Source organism: Paenibacillus sp. oral taxon 786 str. D14 (genome assembly GCF_000159955.1).
Lineage (GTDB): Bacteria > Bacillota > Bacilli > Paenibacillales > Paenibacillaceae > Fontibacillus > Fontibacillus phoenicis.
Genome location: NZ_GG695974.1, coordinates 28,049 through 43,039, shown reverse-complemented (window position 1 = coordinate 43,039; position 14,991 = coordinate 28,049). Strand labels below are relative to the sequence as shown.

The window sequence follows — 14,991 nt, the reverse complement described above, 5'->3', positions numbered from 1 at the left end:
TAGCTTTTTTATTTTGCCAAAGCGAAGGAGGAATAACCATGCAAGAAACCCTTCAAGACGTCCTGCACAGTCTTTCGGTGGCTGTCATTACGCTGATGGGCACCTACGCGCTCTTTTTCATTCGCAAGGGCATCGCTAAGGTGCAAGCCGAGGCGGAGCAGATCAAAAGCGACGAGCAGCGGAATCTGGTGCTGATGGCGATTAAACGGCTGGACGATGTGGCCACCAAGACGGTGCGCGCCATTGAGCAGACGACGGCCAAGGAGCTGCGCGAGGCGGTCAAGGGTGGCAAAGCGAGCCGCGAGGAACTGAAGCAGCTCGCGAAACAAGCCTACAACGAGATCGTGCAGACGCTGGAACCGGAATATCTCCAAGCGCTACAGGGTACGCTCGGCGATCTGGACACGTATATCCGCAACACCATCGAAGCCAAGGTTTTGGAGCTAAAGGAGGCCATCTAGCTTGGAACTGTCCTGGATCATTCAAACGGCCACCATGCTCGGGATCGGCGTGATCGGGTACTTCCTGAAAACGACCATCACCGAAATGAAGGAACAAATCCGGATGAACAGCCAGCGCGTCGATCAGACGGAAGAGAAGATGGAGCAAAAGCTCATCGAGTTGAAGAAAGAGCTCGAAGACTTGCGCTCTGACCTCCCGTTCATTTACGTGACGCGGGAAGACTTCATCCGTGCGCTCAACAACGTTGACAACAAGCTGGACAAAATTTACGACGGGCTGCTGAAAGGAGGATCGGGTTATGGACGATAGGGACATCGCCCACAACAAGGCCGTTCGCGGGTACATTTTGCGCTCGCTGGCCAAGGGGTTCAACAACACGCTGCTTTGCCGCCAGCTCGTGAACGTGATGATTTCCGACGGGATCATCGTTTCGCCGGACATCTCGAAGCACTTGGATTACCTCGTGAACAAGGGGTACATCGAATTCACCAACAAGAAAGTGAACAGCTACAACGCGTATGCCAATGACGCGGCGATCCGCTTGACCGTGGACGGTGTGGACTTGATCGAAGGGTCACGCCCTGACGATCCGGGAGTGGACATCTGATGGCGGACAAACGACGCCGCACACGTTCGAAAGTGGACGATCTGCCCCTTCACATCAAAGACCAAGTGGACGCGATGTTGGCGGATACCCGAAACACGTATCAGGAAATTTCGGAATACCTGTACGAACAGGGTTTCCTCGTTTCCAAGAGCGCCATCGGGCGATATGCGCTTCGCGTGGGCCGAGCGACGCAGCGGCTTCTGGAGGCGCAAGAGCAAACCAAGGCGCTCATCGAGCTGATCAAGAAGAACCCGGATGCGGACTACACCGAAGGCGGGCTTCAGATCATGGCCGGAGAGCTGACAAAAAAGCTGGCCCAAGCGCAAGAAGAGTGGGACGAGATGCCGCTCGATAAAGCGGCGCGCGTCATGGTCGCCCTCTCCCGGACGAAGGTGTACAAAGATCGCGTCCGGCAGGAGATGCAGAAGAAGATCGAACTGGCTTTCGCGGGCATGGAAGCCGATCTGATGGCCGCGATTAAGTCCGACCCGCAGCTTGCCGCCGAGCTGAAGGCCGTGCTCTCCAAAGCCAAGGAAAAGATGATGGCCGATGATTAAGCTCGACGAGTACATTCGGCAGCTCGACGAGGATATTGGCCGCGAGGAAAAGGAATCAGCCCAGTTCCAAAAAGAGTTGTTCGAAGCGTACTGCCTGCGCAACGAAGAACACGGCGACCTGCGCAGACAGCTCTGGAAGGAATACAAAAGCGGCGCGGAGCTGACGGGATCGCGCGGCTTGCGGAAGCGGCTCGCTGCCATCGACCTCGGCTACTTCGGGCGGGCGTATCTCCCCCACTATTTCGTGCGGGAATCGCCGAAGTTCCACGAAGAGCTCGACGCGATCTGGACGAAAGGCGTCATGAAAGGGCTGAACCCGCTTACCGACCAGCTTCGGATTTCGCGCGCCAAAGGGTGCCGTCGGGCAGCGGCAGCGCCTCGTGGGCATGCCAAGTCTACGAACTTCACCTTCAAGGACACGCTGCACGCCATCGTCTACGGATACAAGCACTATCCGATCATCCTCTCGGACAGTTCCGAGCAGGCTGAGGGATTTCTCACCGACATTAAGACAGAGCTTGAGGAAAACGCGGCGATCCGCGAGGACTTCGGCAATTTGAAGGGCAAGGTTTGGAAAAGCAGCGTCATCCTGACCTCGACCGACATCAAGGTCGAAGCCATCGGCAGCGGCAAGAAGATTCGCGGACGGCGGCATCGCAACTGGCGGCCCGATCTGATCGTGCTCGACGACGTGGAAAACGACGAGAACGTCAACACGTTGGAACAGCGCAAGAAACTGGAGAGTTGGTTTTACAAGGCGGTTTCAAAGGCGGGCGACACGTACACGGACATCGTGTATATCGGGACTATCCTGCACTACGACTCCCTACTCTCCAAGGTGCTGAAGAATCCGGAATACCATTCGGTCAAGTATCGCGGCGTCATCAGCTTCGCGAAGAATCAGGCGCTTTGGGACGCATGGGAAGCGATCTATACCGATCTGGACAATCCGCACCGGCAGGAGGAAGCGAGGGCGTTCTTCGAGGACAACAAGGCCGACATGCTGGAGGGCACGGAAGTCCTTTGGGAAGCGAAGCTCTCCTATTACGACCTGATGGTGATCCGCATTTCCGAGGGCGAGGCATCGTTCAATTCGGAGATCCAGAACGACCCGATTGACCCGGACTCCTGCACGTTCAACGAGGAATGGTTCGACTTCTACGACGACGATCCGTCAATCGATTTTTCGGCCAGCAAATTCGTGTTTGTGGGGGCAAACGACCCATCGCTCGGCAAGAACAAGAAGAGCGACACGTCCTCGATCATCGTGATCGCCAAGGATACGGTCAGCGGCTACATGTACGTGCTGGAAGCCTCAATCGAAAAGCGGCATCCGGACGTGATCATCGACGACGCCATCGAGATGAACAAGCGGCTGCGGCGTGACTTTAAGAAGCCGCTCATGAAGTTCGGCGTCGAGACGGTGCAGTTTCAGCACTACTTCAAGGACGTGATGGCCAAGAAAAGCGCCGAGGCGGGCGAGTACCTCCCCATCGTGGAGATCAGCAGCGTGCAGAACAAGGACGTCCGGATCAGCTCCTTGCAACCGTTCGTCAAAAACCGATACCTGAAGTTCAGCCGCCGCCACAAGACGCTGCTCCAGCAGATGAAGGAGTACCCGATGGGCCGCAACGACGACGGCCCGGACGCCTTGGAAATGGCCGTGCGGTTGGCGCTCGACATCAAGACGACGAACCGGACGGAATACAAATCGGTGATCAGCCGGGCGCTAAAGTTCCGGCGCGGCGGCTACTAAAGGAGGGGGTGAAACCGATTGGCCAAACGAAACAGTCCACGCAAACCGAACCTTCTGGAGATCGCTGTCGCGCAAGTGCATGACAAATATTCGAGCTATCCTTCGAACGGCCTCACCCCGCAGCGGCTCGCGCAAATTTTCCGGGAGGCGGACGCGGGCGATGTGATGCGGCAGATGGAGCTGTTCGAGGAAATGGAGGAAAAAGACCCGCATCTGTTCTCTCAACTCCAGACCCGAAAGAATGCGGTGACGGGGCTTGACTTCGAGATCATCCCGTTTTCGGACGATGCGCGAGACAAGGAGATCGCCGAGTTCGTCCGGCAAGAAATCGAAGGGTTGGAAAGCATCGAGGATGTGTTCATGGACTTGCTGGACGCGATTGGCAAAGGCATCGCCTTCAGCGAGATCATCTGGGATTACTCCGAGGGCCACTCCACGATTAAGGACATCAAGTGGAGGCATCAGAAGAAATTCTTCTGGGACAACACGGACACGCTCAAGGTGCAGACGCTGGAGTTCCCGCAAGGGATCGAGCTGCCGGAAAACAAGTTCATCATCCACCGCTACAAGGCAAGGTCGGGCCATCCCTCTCGGGCGGGCGTCCTGCGCGTCGTCGCATGGATGTATCTGTTCAAAAACTACGACCTGAAGGATTGGGTCAGCTTCTGCGAAGTGTTCGGGATGCCGCTTAGGCTCGGCAAATACAACCCGTCGGCATCCGAGGAGGACAAGGCGGCGCTCATGCGGGCGCTTGTGCAGATCGGCAGCGACGCGGCAGGCATCATTCCGGAAGGCACGGAGATCGACTTCAAGGAGTCGAACAAGGCCACGAGCATCAACGTCTACGAGTCGCTGGCCAGATACTGCGACGAACAAATCTCGAAGGCGATACTCGGCCAGACGCTCACAAGCGACTCCGGCGGCGGCAGTTACGCGCAATCGAAGACGCACAACGAAGTACGCCACGATCTGACGGTCGCCGATTGCAAGGCGCTGGCGGCGACGCTGCGGCGCGATCTGATTCGTCCGCTCGTGTACTTCAACTTCGGAGATGACCGCCGCATCCCCTACCTCCGCTTTGATTGCGAAGAGGCGGGCGACTTAAAAGAAGCAGCGGAAATCTACACGAAGCTGATCTGCGAAATCGGGCTCAAAATCCCGACGAGCCACCTGTACAAGAAGTTCTCGATTCCCAAACCGGAGGCGGGCGAAGAAGTGGCGGCACCGCCCACCCCTTCCGCGCTGCCGCTGAAAGCCGAACCGTCCTCCCTGCTCATCGCCAACAAAGCAGGCGACGAGAAGCTCGGCACGCAGGAGAATGTGGACAAGCTGGCCGATGCGGCGATCCGGAAAAGCGGCAAGCTGTTCGCGGAAATCTTCTCCCCTGTTCTCAAGTTGCTTGACAAAACGGACAGTCTGGAGGAGCTGAAGGACAAGCTGTCGGACGACTCTTTCGTCGCGGAGCTGTACAGCCAGATGGATAATGAGGCGCTCGACGATCTGCTGCAAAAGTCGCTGTTCTGGGCGGACTTGCTTGGAAGGGTGAAGGAAAATGAACGATCTGTTTGATCTGCTGACGGACAAAGAGATCGTCTTCGAGGAGGCGGTGAAGTATTTCGGCGACAAGTTGCCGGTCACGGCGAGCGAGTTCCAGAAGCTCGCGGAAGAGTACAAAAGCCATGCCTTCACGGTATCCGGATACACCAAGATTCAGATTTTGAAAAAGTTTCACGACGAGTTGCTAAAGGCCATCGAGGACGGGCTGACGCTGAAAGAGTTCAAGGAGAGCATGAACGACTTCTTGGAACGACGGGGCTATACGGGGCTGACGAACTTTCAGGCGGACAACATCTTCCGGACGAACGTGCAGACGGCGTATCAGGTCGGCCACTACAAGCAGATGACGTCACCCGAGGTCATGAAGCTGCGGCCTTATTGGATGTATGACGCGGTCAACGATCAGAGGACGCGGCCTTCGCATCTGGCGATGGATGGCCGGGTATTCCGGGCGGACGATCCGATCTGGAACACGTGGTATCCGCCCAACGGCTTTCGCTGCCGGTGCAGCGTCGTCACCCTGTCGGAAAGGCAGGTTCGGGAGCGTGGCCTGAAAGTGGAAACGGAGCCGCCGGTGGCGGCGGAAGTAAATGGTCGGTTCGTCAACATTCTGCCTGACCCGCAGTTCGCGACCAATCCGGCCAAGAACGCGTTCAAGCCTGATCTGAAAGATTACCCTCCCGCCCTTCGAAAAGCGTATGAAAGGCGGCAAAGGGAGCGGGCCTCTAAAACGCCCTAGAATCGTTTTTGCGTGTTCCGGGGTATAAATGCTCCTGATTCAAATTATCCCCCCGTTATAACGCGTTTTAACGGGGTCTGGCGACGCGATAAAGCTTCCGGAAGGAGGTGACAAGATGGCGAAGCTGATTGCCTGCCAATCCCCGGCCACTCAAATTGAAGGGGTGCCGGACAAGATCAAGATCATACCGCTTGGGCTTGTAAAGAGCCAAAAAGGCAATTTTGTCGTCGATAGCGAAAGCTTCGCCGCCATGAAAAAGGCGTTTGAAGAACGAGGGGTTGACGTGGTGATCGACTACGAACATCAGACGCTCGCCGATGTTCAGGCTCCGGCTGGCGGTTGGATCAAGGAGCTCTTGCTCGAAGATGACGCCATCGCCGCGAAAGTCGAATGGACGCCGAGGGCGGCGGAGTATCTGAAGAACAAGGAATACCGGTATCTCTCGCCCGTCGTGCTCGTGCGGAAATCCGATCAGAAAGCGGTCGTTCTGCACTCGGTCGCGCTGACCAACACCCCGGCCATCGACGGGATGTTCCCGATCATCAATTCGTTGGATATCAACACTTCCGAAGGAGGAGAAAACGACATGGAAGAGTTTTTGAAGAAGTTGGCGGCCCTGCTGGGGCTGCCGGAAACGGCAACGCAAGATGACATCATGAAGGCGCTGCAAGAGGCGCTCGGCGGCGGAAAGAAGGACGACGGCGGCGGAGAACAAGAGGTCGTGGCCAACAAAACGATCCTGTCTTTGCTCGGCGTTCCCGAAAACGCCAAAACGGAAGACGTGGCGGCGGCCATCATGGCGCTGAAGAACCCGACCGGGTTCGTGCCCGCAAGCGAGTTCGCCGCGCTCAAGGCGCGCCTCGACAAAATGGATGCCGACAACCTGGTCGCAAAGGCGCTGAAGGAAGGCAAGATTTCAGCCGCGCAAAAAGCATGGGCGGAAGAATACGCGCTGAAAGACCCGTCCGGCTTCCAGAAGTTCGTCGAGAAAGCGCCGCAAGTCGTGCCGGTCGGTGAACTGGAGATCGACAACAAGTCGCAAGCGTCGGCCAAGCAGGACGAAATGACGATGACCATCTGCAAGATGCTCGGCGTTACGAGCGAAGACCTCGAAAAATACGGAAAGGACGTGTAATCCATGTTGACGCAAGGACGCAACACAACCGAACTGGCAGACGGAAAGACGCTGGTGCTGCCCGTCAAAGGCGGCGTGAAAATTTTCGAAGGCGCATTCGTTGCCGTCGATGCGGATGGCTTCGCGATCCCCGCGACCAAAGCGCCGGGACTTTTGGCGGCTGGCCGGGCGGAGCAATTCGCGGATAACACGCAAGGAGAAGACGGCGACATCCGGATCGTCGTTCGCCGGGGCGTGTTCAAATGGAACAATGCGGCGAGCGGCCCCGTGACCGAGCGGGACGTGCTGAAACCGTGCTACATGAACGATGACGAATCGGTCACGATCACGGAGACAGACTCCAGCGTTGCAGGAAAAATCATTGGCATCGACGGCGACCAAGTCATCGTCGAAACGCTGTAAAGGAGGAACTGACACATGATCATCAACCAGCAAGCGCTTCGCGGCCTGTACACGGGCTTCAAAACGATTTTCTCCAAGGCGTTCGATACGACGCCGACCCTTTGGAACAAAGTGGCCACGAAGGTCACGAGCGAAAACGGCGAAGAGAACTACAAGTGGCTGGGCCGCATCCCGCGCATGCGCGAATGGATCGGCGACCGCGAAGTGCAAAACCTGTCCGCATCGGACTACACGATCAAGAACAAGGACTTCGAGCTCACGATTGGCGTGGATCGCAACGACATCGAAGATGACCGCATCGGTCTGTACACCCCGGTCATTCAGGACATCGCGCAAAGCGCGGCGCAGTTTCCGGACGAACTTGTGTTCCAGCTTCTGAAAGACGGCTTCGTCAATACGTGCTATGACGGGAAACCGTTCTTCTCCACCGACCACAAAGTCGGTAAAAAGACGGTTAGCAACAAGAGCACCAAACGGCTTTCCCCGGAAAGCTATGCGGCAGCCCGCAGCGCCATGATGTCGCTCGTCGATGAAAACGGCAAAAGCCTGAAGCTCGTCCCGAACCTGCTCGTCGTACCGCCCGCGCTCGAAGATGTTGGCCGCAAAATCCTGAAGGCGGAAATGATCGACGGTTCCACCAACATCTACAAAGACACCGCCGAGCTGCTCGTCGTGCCCGATCTGGCCGGGGCGGATTCCGCTTGGTATCTGCTCTGCACGACCAAGGCTCTGCTCCCGCTCATCTATCAGGAGCGCAAAACGCCGAAATTCGTGGCGCTCGATACCGAAACGGACAACAACGTCTTCATGCGTAAGCAGTATTTGTACGGCGTGGACGGGCGCGCGAATGCCGGGTATGGCTTCTGGCAGATGGCCTACGGCAGCACCGGCGAAGAAGCGTAAGGACGTGGTGCGCATGTACTGCACCACGGAGGAAGTCCGGAGCATGATCAAGGATGACGCGCTGAACGCGCTCATCGGCGACCGCTATATCGAAGACGAAGCGGAGCGCGAGGCGAAGATCGCTCCGATCATTGCGGAAGCCATCGCGGACGCGTGCGGGGAAATCGACGGGTATCTGGCCAAAAGATACCCCGTCCCCCTCTCCCCCGTTCCGAAGGCGATCAACAAATTCGCCAAGGATATCGCCGTCTACAACCTGTTCAGCCGGATCGGCATCGATGAGAGCAAGGAGGAAAAAAACTACCTGAACCGCTACAACGCTGCCGTCCGCTTCTTTGAGAACGTGGCCAAGGGCATCATCGACCTCGGGATCACGGATAACACGCAGAAGGCCGCAAAAGGTTTTGCGCTTGACTCCGCTTCCCGGCGCTTCTCGCGCAACAGCCTGCAAGGGATGTGACGGCGATGGCAACGACGAGCATACGGCTGGAAGGCGATATCAGGCGGCTGCGGAAACGCCTGAATCAATTGGAGAATGTGGACTTGAAGGGCGTGAGTCTGGCGCTCGCCGAATCGCTCCGAACGTCTACGAAAGAGAGGTTTAAGACCGAAAAAGACCCGGAAGGCAAACCGTGGCCGAAGTCCATCCGCGCCTCGCAGACGGGCGGTCAGACGCTGACGGACAGCGCGAGGCTTAAGAATTCGATCAAGTCCGAAGCCAATGCGTCGGGCTTTGCCATCGGGACGAATCTTGTCTATGCCCGGACACATCAGTTTGGCGAGAAAGGCCGAATGGTCACGATCAGGGCCAGAACGCCGAAAGGGCTCGTCTTCAAAATCGGCGACCGCTGGATACGCAAGAAGATGGTCAGGGTCAATATCAAGATTCCGGCGCGACCGTACCTCGGGATCAGCGAGGAGGACATGCTCGAAATCAAAAGCACGCTGGAAAAGGCGCTGGAGGAATGACGCATGATCGGAACGTGCAGAGAGTATCTGGTCGGCAAATTGCGGCAAGCGGGCATCAAGTCCACCGTCCACACCAGCATGAAGAAGCTGAAGGCATCGCAGGAGAGTCACATCGGCGCTGTTCTCTTCGAAGGCGACAGCTTCATCCGCGAGTTCGGGAAGCGAATCTATTACGACGAAACAGGGAAACACAAGCGCCGCAAGCAGTTCGCGCGCGAGACCTCCTTCGTCGTCGTGATCGGCGAATACGAGCAGGAAGCCTGCGAGCGCATCTTCGAAAACTTCATGCTTTCGCTCGACCGCGGCATCTACATCGACGGGAATTTCACGGAGATCGAACCGGGCGAAGCGGACTGGGTGGATGAGGAGGACAGCATTTTGAAGTCGAAGATCGCGGTTCAGCTCAAGGTCAAGTTTTTGGGCGGCCTGTACCGCGACAGCGATTTCGCCAAGATCAGCGAACTGGACGCGGAAGTCCAGATCGAAAAGGAGGAAGAACATGGCTAAGACGCAAGCAGAAACAACGGGCGCGCCGCAGCTCGTGCCCATTGAAGAGCTGCAATCCCGGCACAAAACACCCGTTGCGGTCTTTCGCGGCGTGCTGGCCGCAAAAGGCTGGAAGCCGGGAAAACACGTGGAAGAAAACGAATATATCCGGGCGGTCGCTGAGTTTCTCGGCAGCCCGGTCAGCGGAAAGAAGGTGAAATCCGATGCTTAGGGACGTGAAGACCATCGTTTCCGATGGCGGGCTGGGTGTTCAGACGGCTAAGGGCGAAGGGGTTCACGTGAAGATCGGGGCCTCCCCCGTCGCCTCAACCTCCCCGATCCTGATCACGGGCAGCATGAGCCACCAGAAAATCAAGGAGCTGCTCGGATACAGCCCGCTCGCGGATGCCGTCATGGACAGCGTCGAAAACGGTTCGGGCAAATTGTACTGCCTCCCCGTTCAACCGTCCGTGGCGGGAACGATTGGCACGGTAAACAAGGAAGGCGGCGGAACGGGAAGCTGCACGGCAAACGGAATCCCGAACAATGCCTATGATGTGGTGGTGGTGTTCACCGGCGCAGGCGGCTTCAATCAGGCGACGCTGCAATATTCCATCGATGGCGGGAACTCTTTCTCTGGAGAGCTCACATTGTCGCCGACCGGCGAGCTCGTCATCCCGAACACCGGCGTCACGCTCACGTTCAGCGAAGCCATTGACAACCCGTCGGATTCGTTCAAGGTGGGCGATCAGTACACGGTGAAAACGACCGCCCCGCAACTTTCGAATCAGGACGTGCTCGATGCGCTGGCCAAGCTGCGCAATGCCGTCATCCCCTTCGAGTTCGTCCACATCGTCGGCGAATCCGCCCGGCCTCTGTGGGTTGCGGTCGCAGAAGAAGTCACGGCGTTTTTCGAGGTGTACAAGAAGCCGCTGTTTGTCGTGATGGAAGCAACCCGCAAGGCTGACAGCGAAACGCTAAACGACTTCTACAACCGGCTTGCGGCGGATCGGCGTGGCATCGACCATACCGACGTGCAGATCGTCGCCTCGTGGTCGCAGTACAAGCGGATGGACGGTCGCGTGGCCGAGATCAACAACGCCGGTATCGTCTGCGGTTTGTACGCGAGAGCCCTTGTCCAGCAGTCCATCGGGGAAACGAAGTCCTTCAGCATCCCTGAGACCAAAATGCTCAAGCTGCTTCCGGAGGGCATCGAAGATTACATCGGTGCGCTGGATGACGAGAAATACCTCACCTTCCGCCAATACGAGGGGCTGAGCGGATTTTACGTCACCAACGCCCGCATGATGGCCCCGGATGGCTCGGACTACCGTTACGCGGAGAACGTCCGGGTGAAAAACAAAATCATCCGGGAAACGCGCAAAGAGGCGCTGAAGCAGCTCCAGAGCATGGTCGATATGGAGGATTTGCAGGGCAGCCTTGAAGCCATCGCCAAGTTCATCGAAATTCCGCTCGACGATATGGTTCGGGCGAAAGAAATCTCTTCGGCCCGCATCGAAGTGCCGGAAGATCAGGACATTTTGGTCTCCGAAAAATTGCGGGTCGTGATCCGCTTCGTGCCGGTCGGCTACGTTCGCGAAATCGAGATCGACCTCGGCATGGAAAATCCATTCAGGAGAGGGTGATGACGCATGATCATAAACGGCAGAGCCTACGACTGGGGCGACGTGAACGTCCAGATTCCGGGGCTCGTTCTCGAAGTGCAGGAAATCTCCTACGACGACGAGCTGGAAAAAGAAGTCGTCTACGGCAAAGGGCAACGCCCGCGCGGGTACGGCGAAGGGAACTACAAGTCCGAAGGCAAGCTCTCCCTCCTTCGGGACGACTTCGACGATCTGATCGCCTACTGCAAGCAGCAGGGTATCGGGCTGTACAAGCTGGTCATCCCGAAGATCGTTGTCAGCTACGCGAACGGCGCGGAGAAAACGAAAACGGACGTGCTGAACACCGTCACGTTTACGAAGGCGAGCCACAAGAATGCGCAAGGCGACAAATCGCTCAAGATCGATCTGGATTTCATCATCGTGGGCGGCATCGAGCGAGACGGCGTTAAGCCGCTTTGATGCGGTTCATTCTCAAAATAAATGACAATTTTGGAGGGATAAACGATGAGCGAAGTGAAAACTCAAGCGGCCAAAGAAACGAACAAGGAAGGACTGGCGGAAAGCTACAAGGCCAAGTACGGCAAGGTGTACCGGGTGGTCGTAACGCTGGAGCCTGACGACTCCACGAGCATTCAAAACGAATACTTCTTCAAAAAGCCGCCGGTGGCCAGCTACGACCGCTATATCAAGACGACCGCCCAAAGCGCTTCGAAGGCGCTGAAAACGTTCGTGTTGGACAACGTCGTCGAGGAGCAATACAGCAAGCTTTCCGACGATCTGGAGGAATATCCGGCGCTCGCGATCTCGCTTGGCGAGAAGCTGCTGGCCATGCTGGGGCTTAGCAAGGACGTAAATTTGCGGCAACTTTAGAGAGCTGTCTCCGGGAGGTAAAATCCAATTTCCTTGAAGCGGCGACGCTGGAAATCTATCGGTTTTTGCCTCCTGCTCTTCTAAAGAAGGAACCCGGAGACATGGATATCGAGGAGTTTATGATGGCGCTCGCCAAGGCGAGATATGTGCAGGAGCTGGAGGAAAACATCGTGGCGAGGGCGATCTACAAGGTGTTCGGCGAATAAAAAAACCGCCCCCCTAGAAGGACGGTTCTTTCCGCGTGATCCAGCTCACGTACAGCTTGGTTGCATTCCGGACGGTGCGCCAAAATCGCTCCTTTTTCTTGTCGAGATGTTTGCCGACCTGATTTTGGAATCCAACCCAAAGCGCATAAGGAATGACGTATATCATCAGCGGCAAATAAATCAAGATGGCCAACACCACGCCCGCACAAATGACGTAGAAGAAGAAAGTCAGTAGAGCCATGATAATTCCGAACATGATGATCGCTCCTTTGCAAAATCTTCTGACTCTACTATAGCACATTAGAAATTTATGTAAAAGACAGGAGGTGAAAGCGTGGGCTTGGAATCGGTTTTCCGCCTCTCCGTCATCGTCAGCATGATCGATCGTCTGTCCGGCCCGATTTCTCGCGTCAACGCGAACGTCGATAACTCGGTCAGCCGGATCGATAAGCTGAATGAAAGTTTTGGCGGAATGGCGAAATCGGGTCTGGCGTGGGCAGGGATCGGAGCCGGGATTGCACAGGCTGCTCTCGCCCCTGTCGAAGCGACATTCGAAACCCAGCGGGCGCTCGGCGTGCTCAAGTCGATGGGCGTGGAAGACCTCAAAACGTTGGAAGATGCGGCGACGAGCTTCAGCAATAAATGGCCCGGAACGACGAAATCGGAGTTTCTGCGGGCGGCGACGGACATCAAGGGCGGTATCGATTCCCTGACGGACGAAGGGGTCGCGCAGTACACGGAGATTGCGGGCATTACGGCCAAGGCGACCGGCGCAACCATCGACGAAATGACGTCGCTGTTTGCAACGGGGTACGGGATTTATAAAGGGTACTACGACGAGCTGTCCGATCTTCAGTTCGGAGAGATGCTGTCGGCGGGTCTGGCCAAATCGATTCAGGTCTTCAAGGCGTCTGGCAAAAGCATGGCGGACAGCATATCCACCTTGGGCGCGGCGGCCACGTCGGCGAATGTGCCGCTCGAAGAACAGCTCACGGTGCTCGGGATGCTTCAGGCCACCATGAGCGGCAGCGAGGCGGGGACGAAATATAGAGCCTTCCTCCAGTCGGCGGCTCGGGCAGGGCAAGAGCTCGGACTGAAATTCACGGACGCGAACAACCAGCTCCTCTCGATGCCGCAGATTTTAGCCACGCTTCGCAGCAAGTTCGGCGAGACGATTGACGCCGCCGAAAAGCTGAAGATTCAAAAAGCGTTCGGGACGGACGAGGCGGTCGCGCTCATCGACTTGCTGTACAACAAGGTGGACAACCTTCAGGAGAACATCCTGACGATCTACGATTCGATGGGTCAAGGCACCGCCCTTGCACGGGAAATGGCAATGGCCATCAACGAGACGGAGCCAGAGAAGTTCGAGCGGCTGAAGCAGCGCCTCCACAACGTCACCGAAGAGCTCGGGCACCAGCTATTGCCTACCTTCAACTCGTTTATGGCCAAAGGCGAACAATGGATCAGCAGGATCAGCGCATGGATCGGCAGCCATCAGGAACTCGCGAAAGCGATCATGATTGTGCTGCTGGTCATCGGCTCCGTTTTGATGGTGGGCGGATCGTTAATCGCGGTGATCGGCGGTATTGGGCTTGTATTTACCCGGACGGCAGGATATGTTTCCGGCTTTGTGGGAGTAATTCGACGCATCCCTGACACGATTACGACCATACGAATCATGGCCATGTACGCCGGGGACGGCGTAAGGGCTGCGTTCAACCAGATGATGATCGGCGCGAGAATGGCAGTCACCAGTCTGCGAAACGTCGCCGTCGGCATGGCGAACATGGCGAGGCAAGCCATCTTCACCGCCGCGCGCGCGATGCCGGGGCTGATCGCTTCGGTGTGGAGCTTCACGGCAGCTTTGCTCGCGAATCCCATCACGTGGATCGTCGTCGGTATTGTCGCTTTGGTGGCCGCACTCATTTTGCTCTGGCAGAATTGGGACTCCGTGGTCTCGTGGATACAAGGCGTTTGGAACGGCTTCGTGAGCGGCATCAGCGCCGGGTTCGACTGGATTCGAAATCTGTTCTCGTCCATGCCGACATGGCTGCAAATCGCGATTGCCGCATTCATGCCGTTCATCGGGATTCCGCTGCTCATCATCACGCATTGGGATTCCATCGTCGCCTTCTTCTCCAATCTGTGGACTCGCATCAAGGACGCATTCGTCAACGGGATAAACGCAATCAAAAATTTCTTCGCGGGCATTCCGGCATGGTTCAGGGAGAGCGGCGCGAAAATCATCGACACGATGGTCGAAGGCATCAAGAGCGTTGCCATGAAGCCGGTCGAGGCGGTAAAAGGCGTCCTTCAGAAAGTCAGAAACCTCCTTCCCTTCTCCGACGCCAAGGAAGGGCCGCTCTCCGAGCTGACGCTTTCGGGCCGACGGGTGTTTGAAACGATTGGCGCGGGGATGGAAAAAAGCCAGCACATCCCCGGCGAGATTACGGAGAACGCCTTTGCGCAAATGGGACTGTCCGCAAGCGGCGGCGAGCCCAAGAAAATCAACCTTCGTGAGACGGTTTCGGAAAGCTCGACCGACAGCTCCTCTTCCAAAGACAAGGAAAACGGCACGGTCATTCAGCAGCTTGTGCTGAACATCGACCTGAATAACCTGAAGGACTTGCAGACCTTGTTCAAGCTCTTGAGAGAGATCGAAGACCAAGTCAACGCGAACGGGGCTACCCCGTCGCCCGCATAAGGAGGGGACG

At 56.8% G+C, this 14,991-nt stretch carries 19 protein-coding genes; 18 read left to right on the top strand and 1 reads right to left on the bottom strand.

Annotated features, from left to right (window positions below; translation table 11 throughout):
• Positions 1-38 precede the first annotated feature (38 nt).
• The 17 genes from POTG_RS08820 (at position 39) to POTG_RS08740 (ending at position 12,068) form a co-directional block, all read left to right on the top strand.
• Entirely contained in the window at positions 39-461 is a 423-nt protein-coding gene (locus POTG_RS08820; protein WP_009224475.1) for a hypothetical protein, read from the top strand.
• A gap of 1 nt (position 462) precedes the next feature.
• The gene (locus tag POTG_RS08815) at positions 463-771 is read left to right on the top strand and encodes a hypothetical protein (RefSeq protein WP_009224474.1); all 309 of its coding nucleotides are present in this window, start codon (positions 463-465) and stop codon (positions 769-771) included.
• Complete coding sequence (locus POTG_RS08810) at positions 761-1,069, top strand: hypothetical protein (protein ID WP_009224473.1); 309 nt, start codon at positions 761-763, stop codon at positions 1,067-1,069. Before POTG_RS08815 ends, POTG_RS08810 begins: the two co-directional genes overlap by 11 nt.
• Positions 1,069-1,626 (top strand): phage protein Gp27 family protein, encoded by a 558-nt coding sequence (locus POTG_RS08805; protein ID WP_036644863.1) that lies wholly within the window; start codon positions 1,069-1,071, stop codon positions 1,624-1,626. The genes POTG_RS08810 and POTG_RS08805 overlap by 1 nt, the downstream gene beginning before the upstream one ends.
• Positions 1,619-3,382 carry a phage terminase large subunit gene (gene terL / locus POTG_RS08800; RefSeq protein WP_009224471.1) on the top strand — a complete coding sequence of 588 codons (1,764 nt, stop codon included), beginning with the start codon at positions 1,619-1,621 and terminating at the stop codon, positions 3,380-3,382. The genes POTG_RS08805 and terL overlap by 8 nt, the downstream gene beginning before the upstream one ends.
• Before the next feature lie 18 nt (positions 3,383-3,400).
• The gene (locus POTG_RS08795) at positions 3,401-4,951 is read left to right on the top strand and encodes a DUF935 domain-containing protein (RefSeq protein WP_009224470.1); all 1,551 of its coding nucleotides are present in this window, start codon (positions 3,401-3,403) and stop codon (positions 4,949-4,951) included.
• Entirely contained in the window at positions 4,935-5,678 is a 744-nt protein-coding gene (locus tag POTG_RS08790; protein WP_036644861.1) for a phage head morphogenesis protein, read from the top strand. Before POTG_RS08795 ends, POTG_RS08790 begins: the two co-directional genes overlap by 17 nt.
• 115 nt (positions 5,679-5,793) lie before the next feature.
• A complete protein-coding gene (locus POTG_RS08785) occupies positions 5,794-6,813 on the top strand; it encodes a phage protease (RefSeq protein ID WP_009224469.1) in 1,020 nt (339 codons plus the stop codon).
• 3 nt (positions 6,814-6,816) lie between these two features.
• Entirely contained in the window at positions 6,817-7,215 is a 399-nt protein-coding gene (locus POTG_RS08780) for a hypothetical protein (RefSeq protein ID WP_009224468.1), read from the top strand.
• A 15-nt stretch (positions 7,216-7,230) separates the two neighbouring features.
• Complete coding sequence (locus POTG_RS08775) at positions 7,231-8,118, top strand: Mu-like prophage major head subunit gpT family protein (protein WP_009224467.1); 888 nt, start codon at positions 7,231-7,233, stop codon at positions 8,116-8,118.
• A complete protein-coding gene (locus POTG_RS08770) occupies positions 8,063-8,578 on the top strand; it encodes a DUF1320 domain-containing protein (protein WP_009224466.1) in 516 nt (171 codons plus the stop codon). The genes POTG_RS08775 and POTG_RS08770 overlap by 56 nt, the downstream gene beginning before the upstream one ends.
• 5 nt (positions 8,579-8,583) lie before the next feature.
• Complete coding sequence (locus POTG_RS08765; RefSeq protein WP_036644857.1) at positions 8,584-9,087, top strand: phage virion morphogenesis protein; 504 nt, start codon at positions 8,584-8,586, stop codon at positions 9,085-9,087.
• Positions 9,088-9,090: 3 nt separating this feature from the next.
• Entirely contained in the window at positions 9,091-9,594 is a 504-nt protein-coding gene (locus POTG_RS08760) for a hypothetical protein (RefSeq protein ID WP_009224464.1), read from the top strand.
• Positions 9,587-9,805, top strand: coding sequence for a hypothetical protein (locus POTG_RS08755; protein ID WP_009224463.1), 219 nt, complete (start codon positions 9,587-9,589; stop codon positions 9,803-9,805). Before POTG_RS08760 ends, POTG_RS08755 begins: the two co-directional genes overlap by 8 nt.
• Positions 9,798-11,219, top strand: a complete 1,422-nt coding sequence (locus POTG_RS08750; RefSeq protein WP_009224462.1) for a DUF2586 domain-containing protein — start codon at positions 9,798-9,800, stop codon at positions 11,217-11,219. Before POTG_RS08755 ends, POTG_RS08750 begins: the two co-directional genes overlap by 8 nt.
• A 6-nt stretch (positions 11,220-11,225) precedes the next feature.
• Positions 11,226-11,657, top strand: a complete 432-nt coding sequence (locus POTG_RS08745; protein ID WP_009224461.1) for a hypothetical protein — start codon at positions 11,226-11,228, stop codon at positions 11,655-11,657.
• 45 nt (positions 11,658-11,702) lie between these two features.
• On the top strand, positions 11,703-12,068 hold the full coding sequence (locus POTG_RS08740) for a DUF6848 family protein (protein WP_009224460.1): 366 nt from the start codon (positions 11,703-11,705) through the stop codon (positions 12,066-12,068).
• A gap of 219 nt (positions 12,069-12,287) precedes the next feature.
• On the opposite strand, the gene POTG_RS08735 is transcribed toward POTG_RS08740, so the two are convergent.
• Positions 12,288-12,530: a hypothetical protein gene (locus tag POTG_RS08735; RefSeq protein WP_036644856.1), complete on the bottom strand. Its 243-nt coding sequence runs from the start codon at positions 12,528-12,530 to the stop codon at positions 12,288-12,290.
• 78 nt (positions 12,531-12,608) lie between these two features.
• Between POTG_RS08735 and POTG_RS08730 the strand changes: the two genes are divergently transcribed.
• On the top strand, positions 12,609-14,981 hold the full coding sequence (locus POTG_RS08730; protein WP_009224458.1) for a phage tail tape measure protein: 2,373 nt from the start codon (positions 12,609-12,611) through the stop codon (positions 14,979-14,981).
• Positions 14,982-14,991: the final 10 nt, after the last annotated feature.

Coding starts and splice junctions, on each gene's coding strand:
- POTG_RS08820 (WP_009224475.1), top strand. CDS start 39: ATGCAAGAAACCCTTCAAGACGTCCTGCACAGTCTTTCGGTGGCTGTC.
- POTG_RS08810 (WP_009224473.1), top strand. CDS start 761: ATGGACGATAGGGACATCGCCCACAACAAGGCCGTTCGCGGGTACATT.
- POTG_RS08805 (WP_036644863.1), top strand. CDS start 1,069: ATGGCGGACAAACGACGCCGCACACGTTCGAAAGTGGACGATCTGCCC.
- terL (WP_009224471.1), top strand. CDS start 1,619: ATGATTAAGCTCGACGAGTACATTCGGCAGCTCGACGAGGATATTGGC.
- POTG_RS08790 (WP_036644861.1), top strand. CDS start 4,935: ATGAACGATCTGTTTGATCTGCTGACGGACAAAGAGATCGTCTTCGAG.
- POTG_RS08785 (WP_009224469.1), top strand. CDS start 5,794: ATGGCGAAGCTGATTGCCTGCCAATCCCCGGCCACTCAAATTGAAGGG.
- POTG_RS08780 (WP_009224468.1), top strand. CDS start 6,817: ATGTTGACGCAAGGACGCAACACAACCGAACTGGCAGACGGAAAGACG.
- POTG_RS08775 (WP_009224467.1), top strand. CDS start 7,231: ATGATCATCAACCAGCAAGCGCTTCGCGGCCTGTACACGGGCTTCAAA.
- POTG_RS08770 (WP_009224466.1), top strand. CDS start 8,063: ATGCCGGGTATGGCTTCTGGCAGATGGCCTACGGCAGCACCGGCGAAG.
- POTG_RS08765 (WP_036644857.1), top strand. CDS start 8,584: ATGGCAACGACGAGCATACGGCTGGAAGGCGATATCAGGCGGCTGCGG.
- POTG_RS08760 (WP_009224464.1), top strand. CDS start 9,091: ATGATCGGAACGTGCAGAGAGTATCTGGTCGGCAAATTGCGGCAAGCG.
- POTG_RS08755 (WP_009224463.1), top strand. CDS start 9,587: ATGGCTAAGACGCAAGCAGAAACAACGGGCGCGCCGCAGCTCGTGCCC.
- POTG_RS08750 (WP_009224462.1), top strand. CDS start 9,798: ATGCTTAGGGACGTGAAGACCATCGTTTCCGATGGCGGGCTGGGTGTT.
- POTG_RS08745 (WP_009224461.1), top strand. CDS start 11,226: ATGATCATAAACGGCAGAGCCTACGACTGGGGCGACGTGAACGTCCAG.
- POTG_RS08740 (WP_009224460.1), top strand. CDS start 11,703: ATGAGCGAAGTGAAAACTCAAGCGGCCAAAGAAACGAACAAGGAAGGA.
- POTG_RS08735 (WP_036644856.1), bottom strand. CDS start 12,530: ATGTTCGGAATTATCATGGCTCTACTGACTTTCTTCTTCTACGTCATT.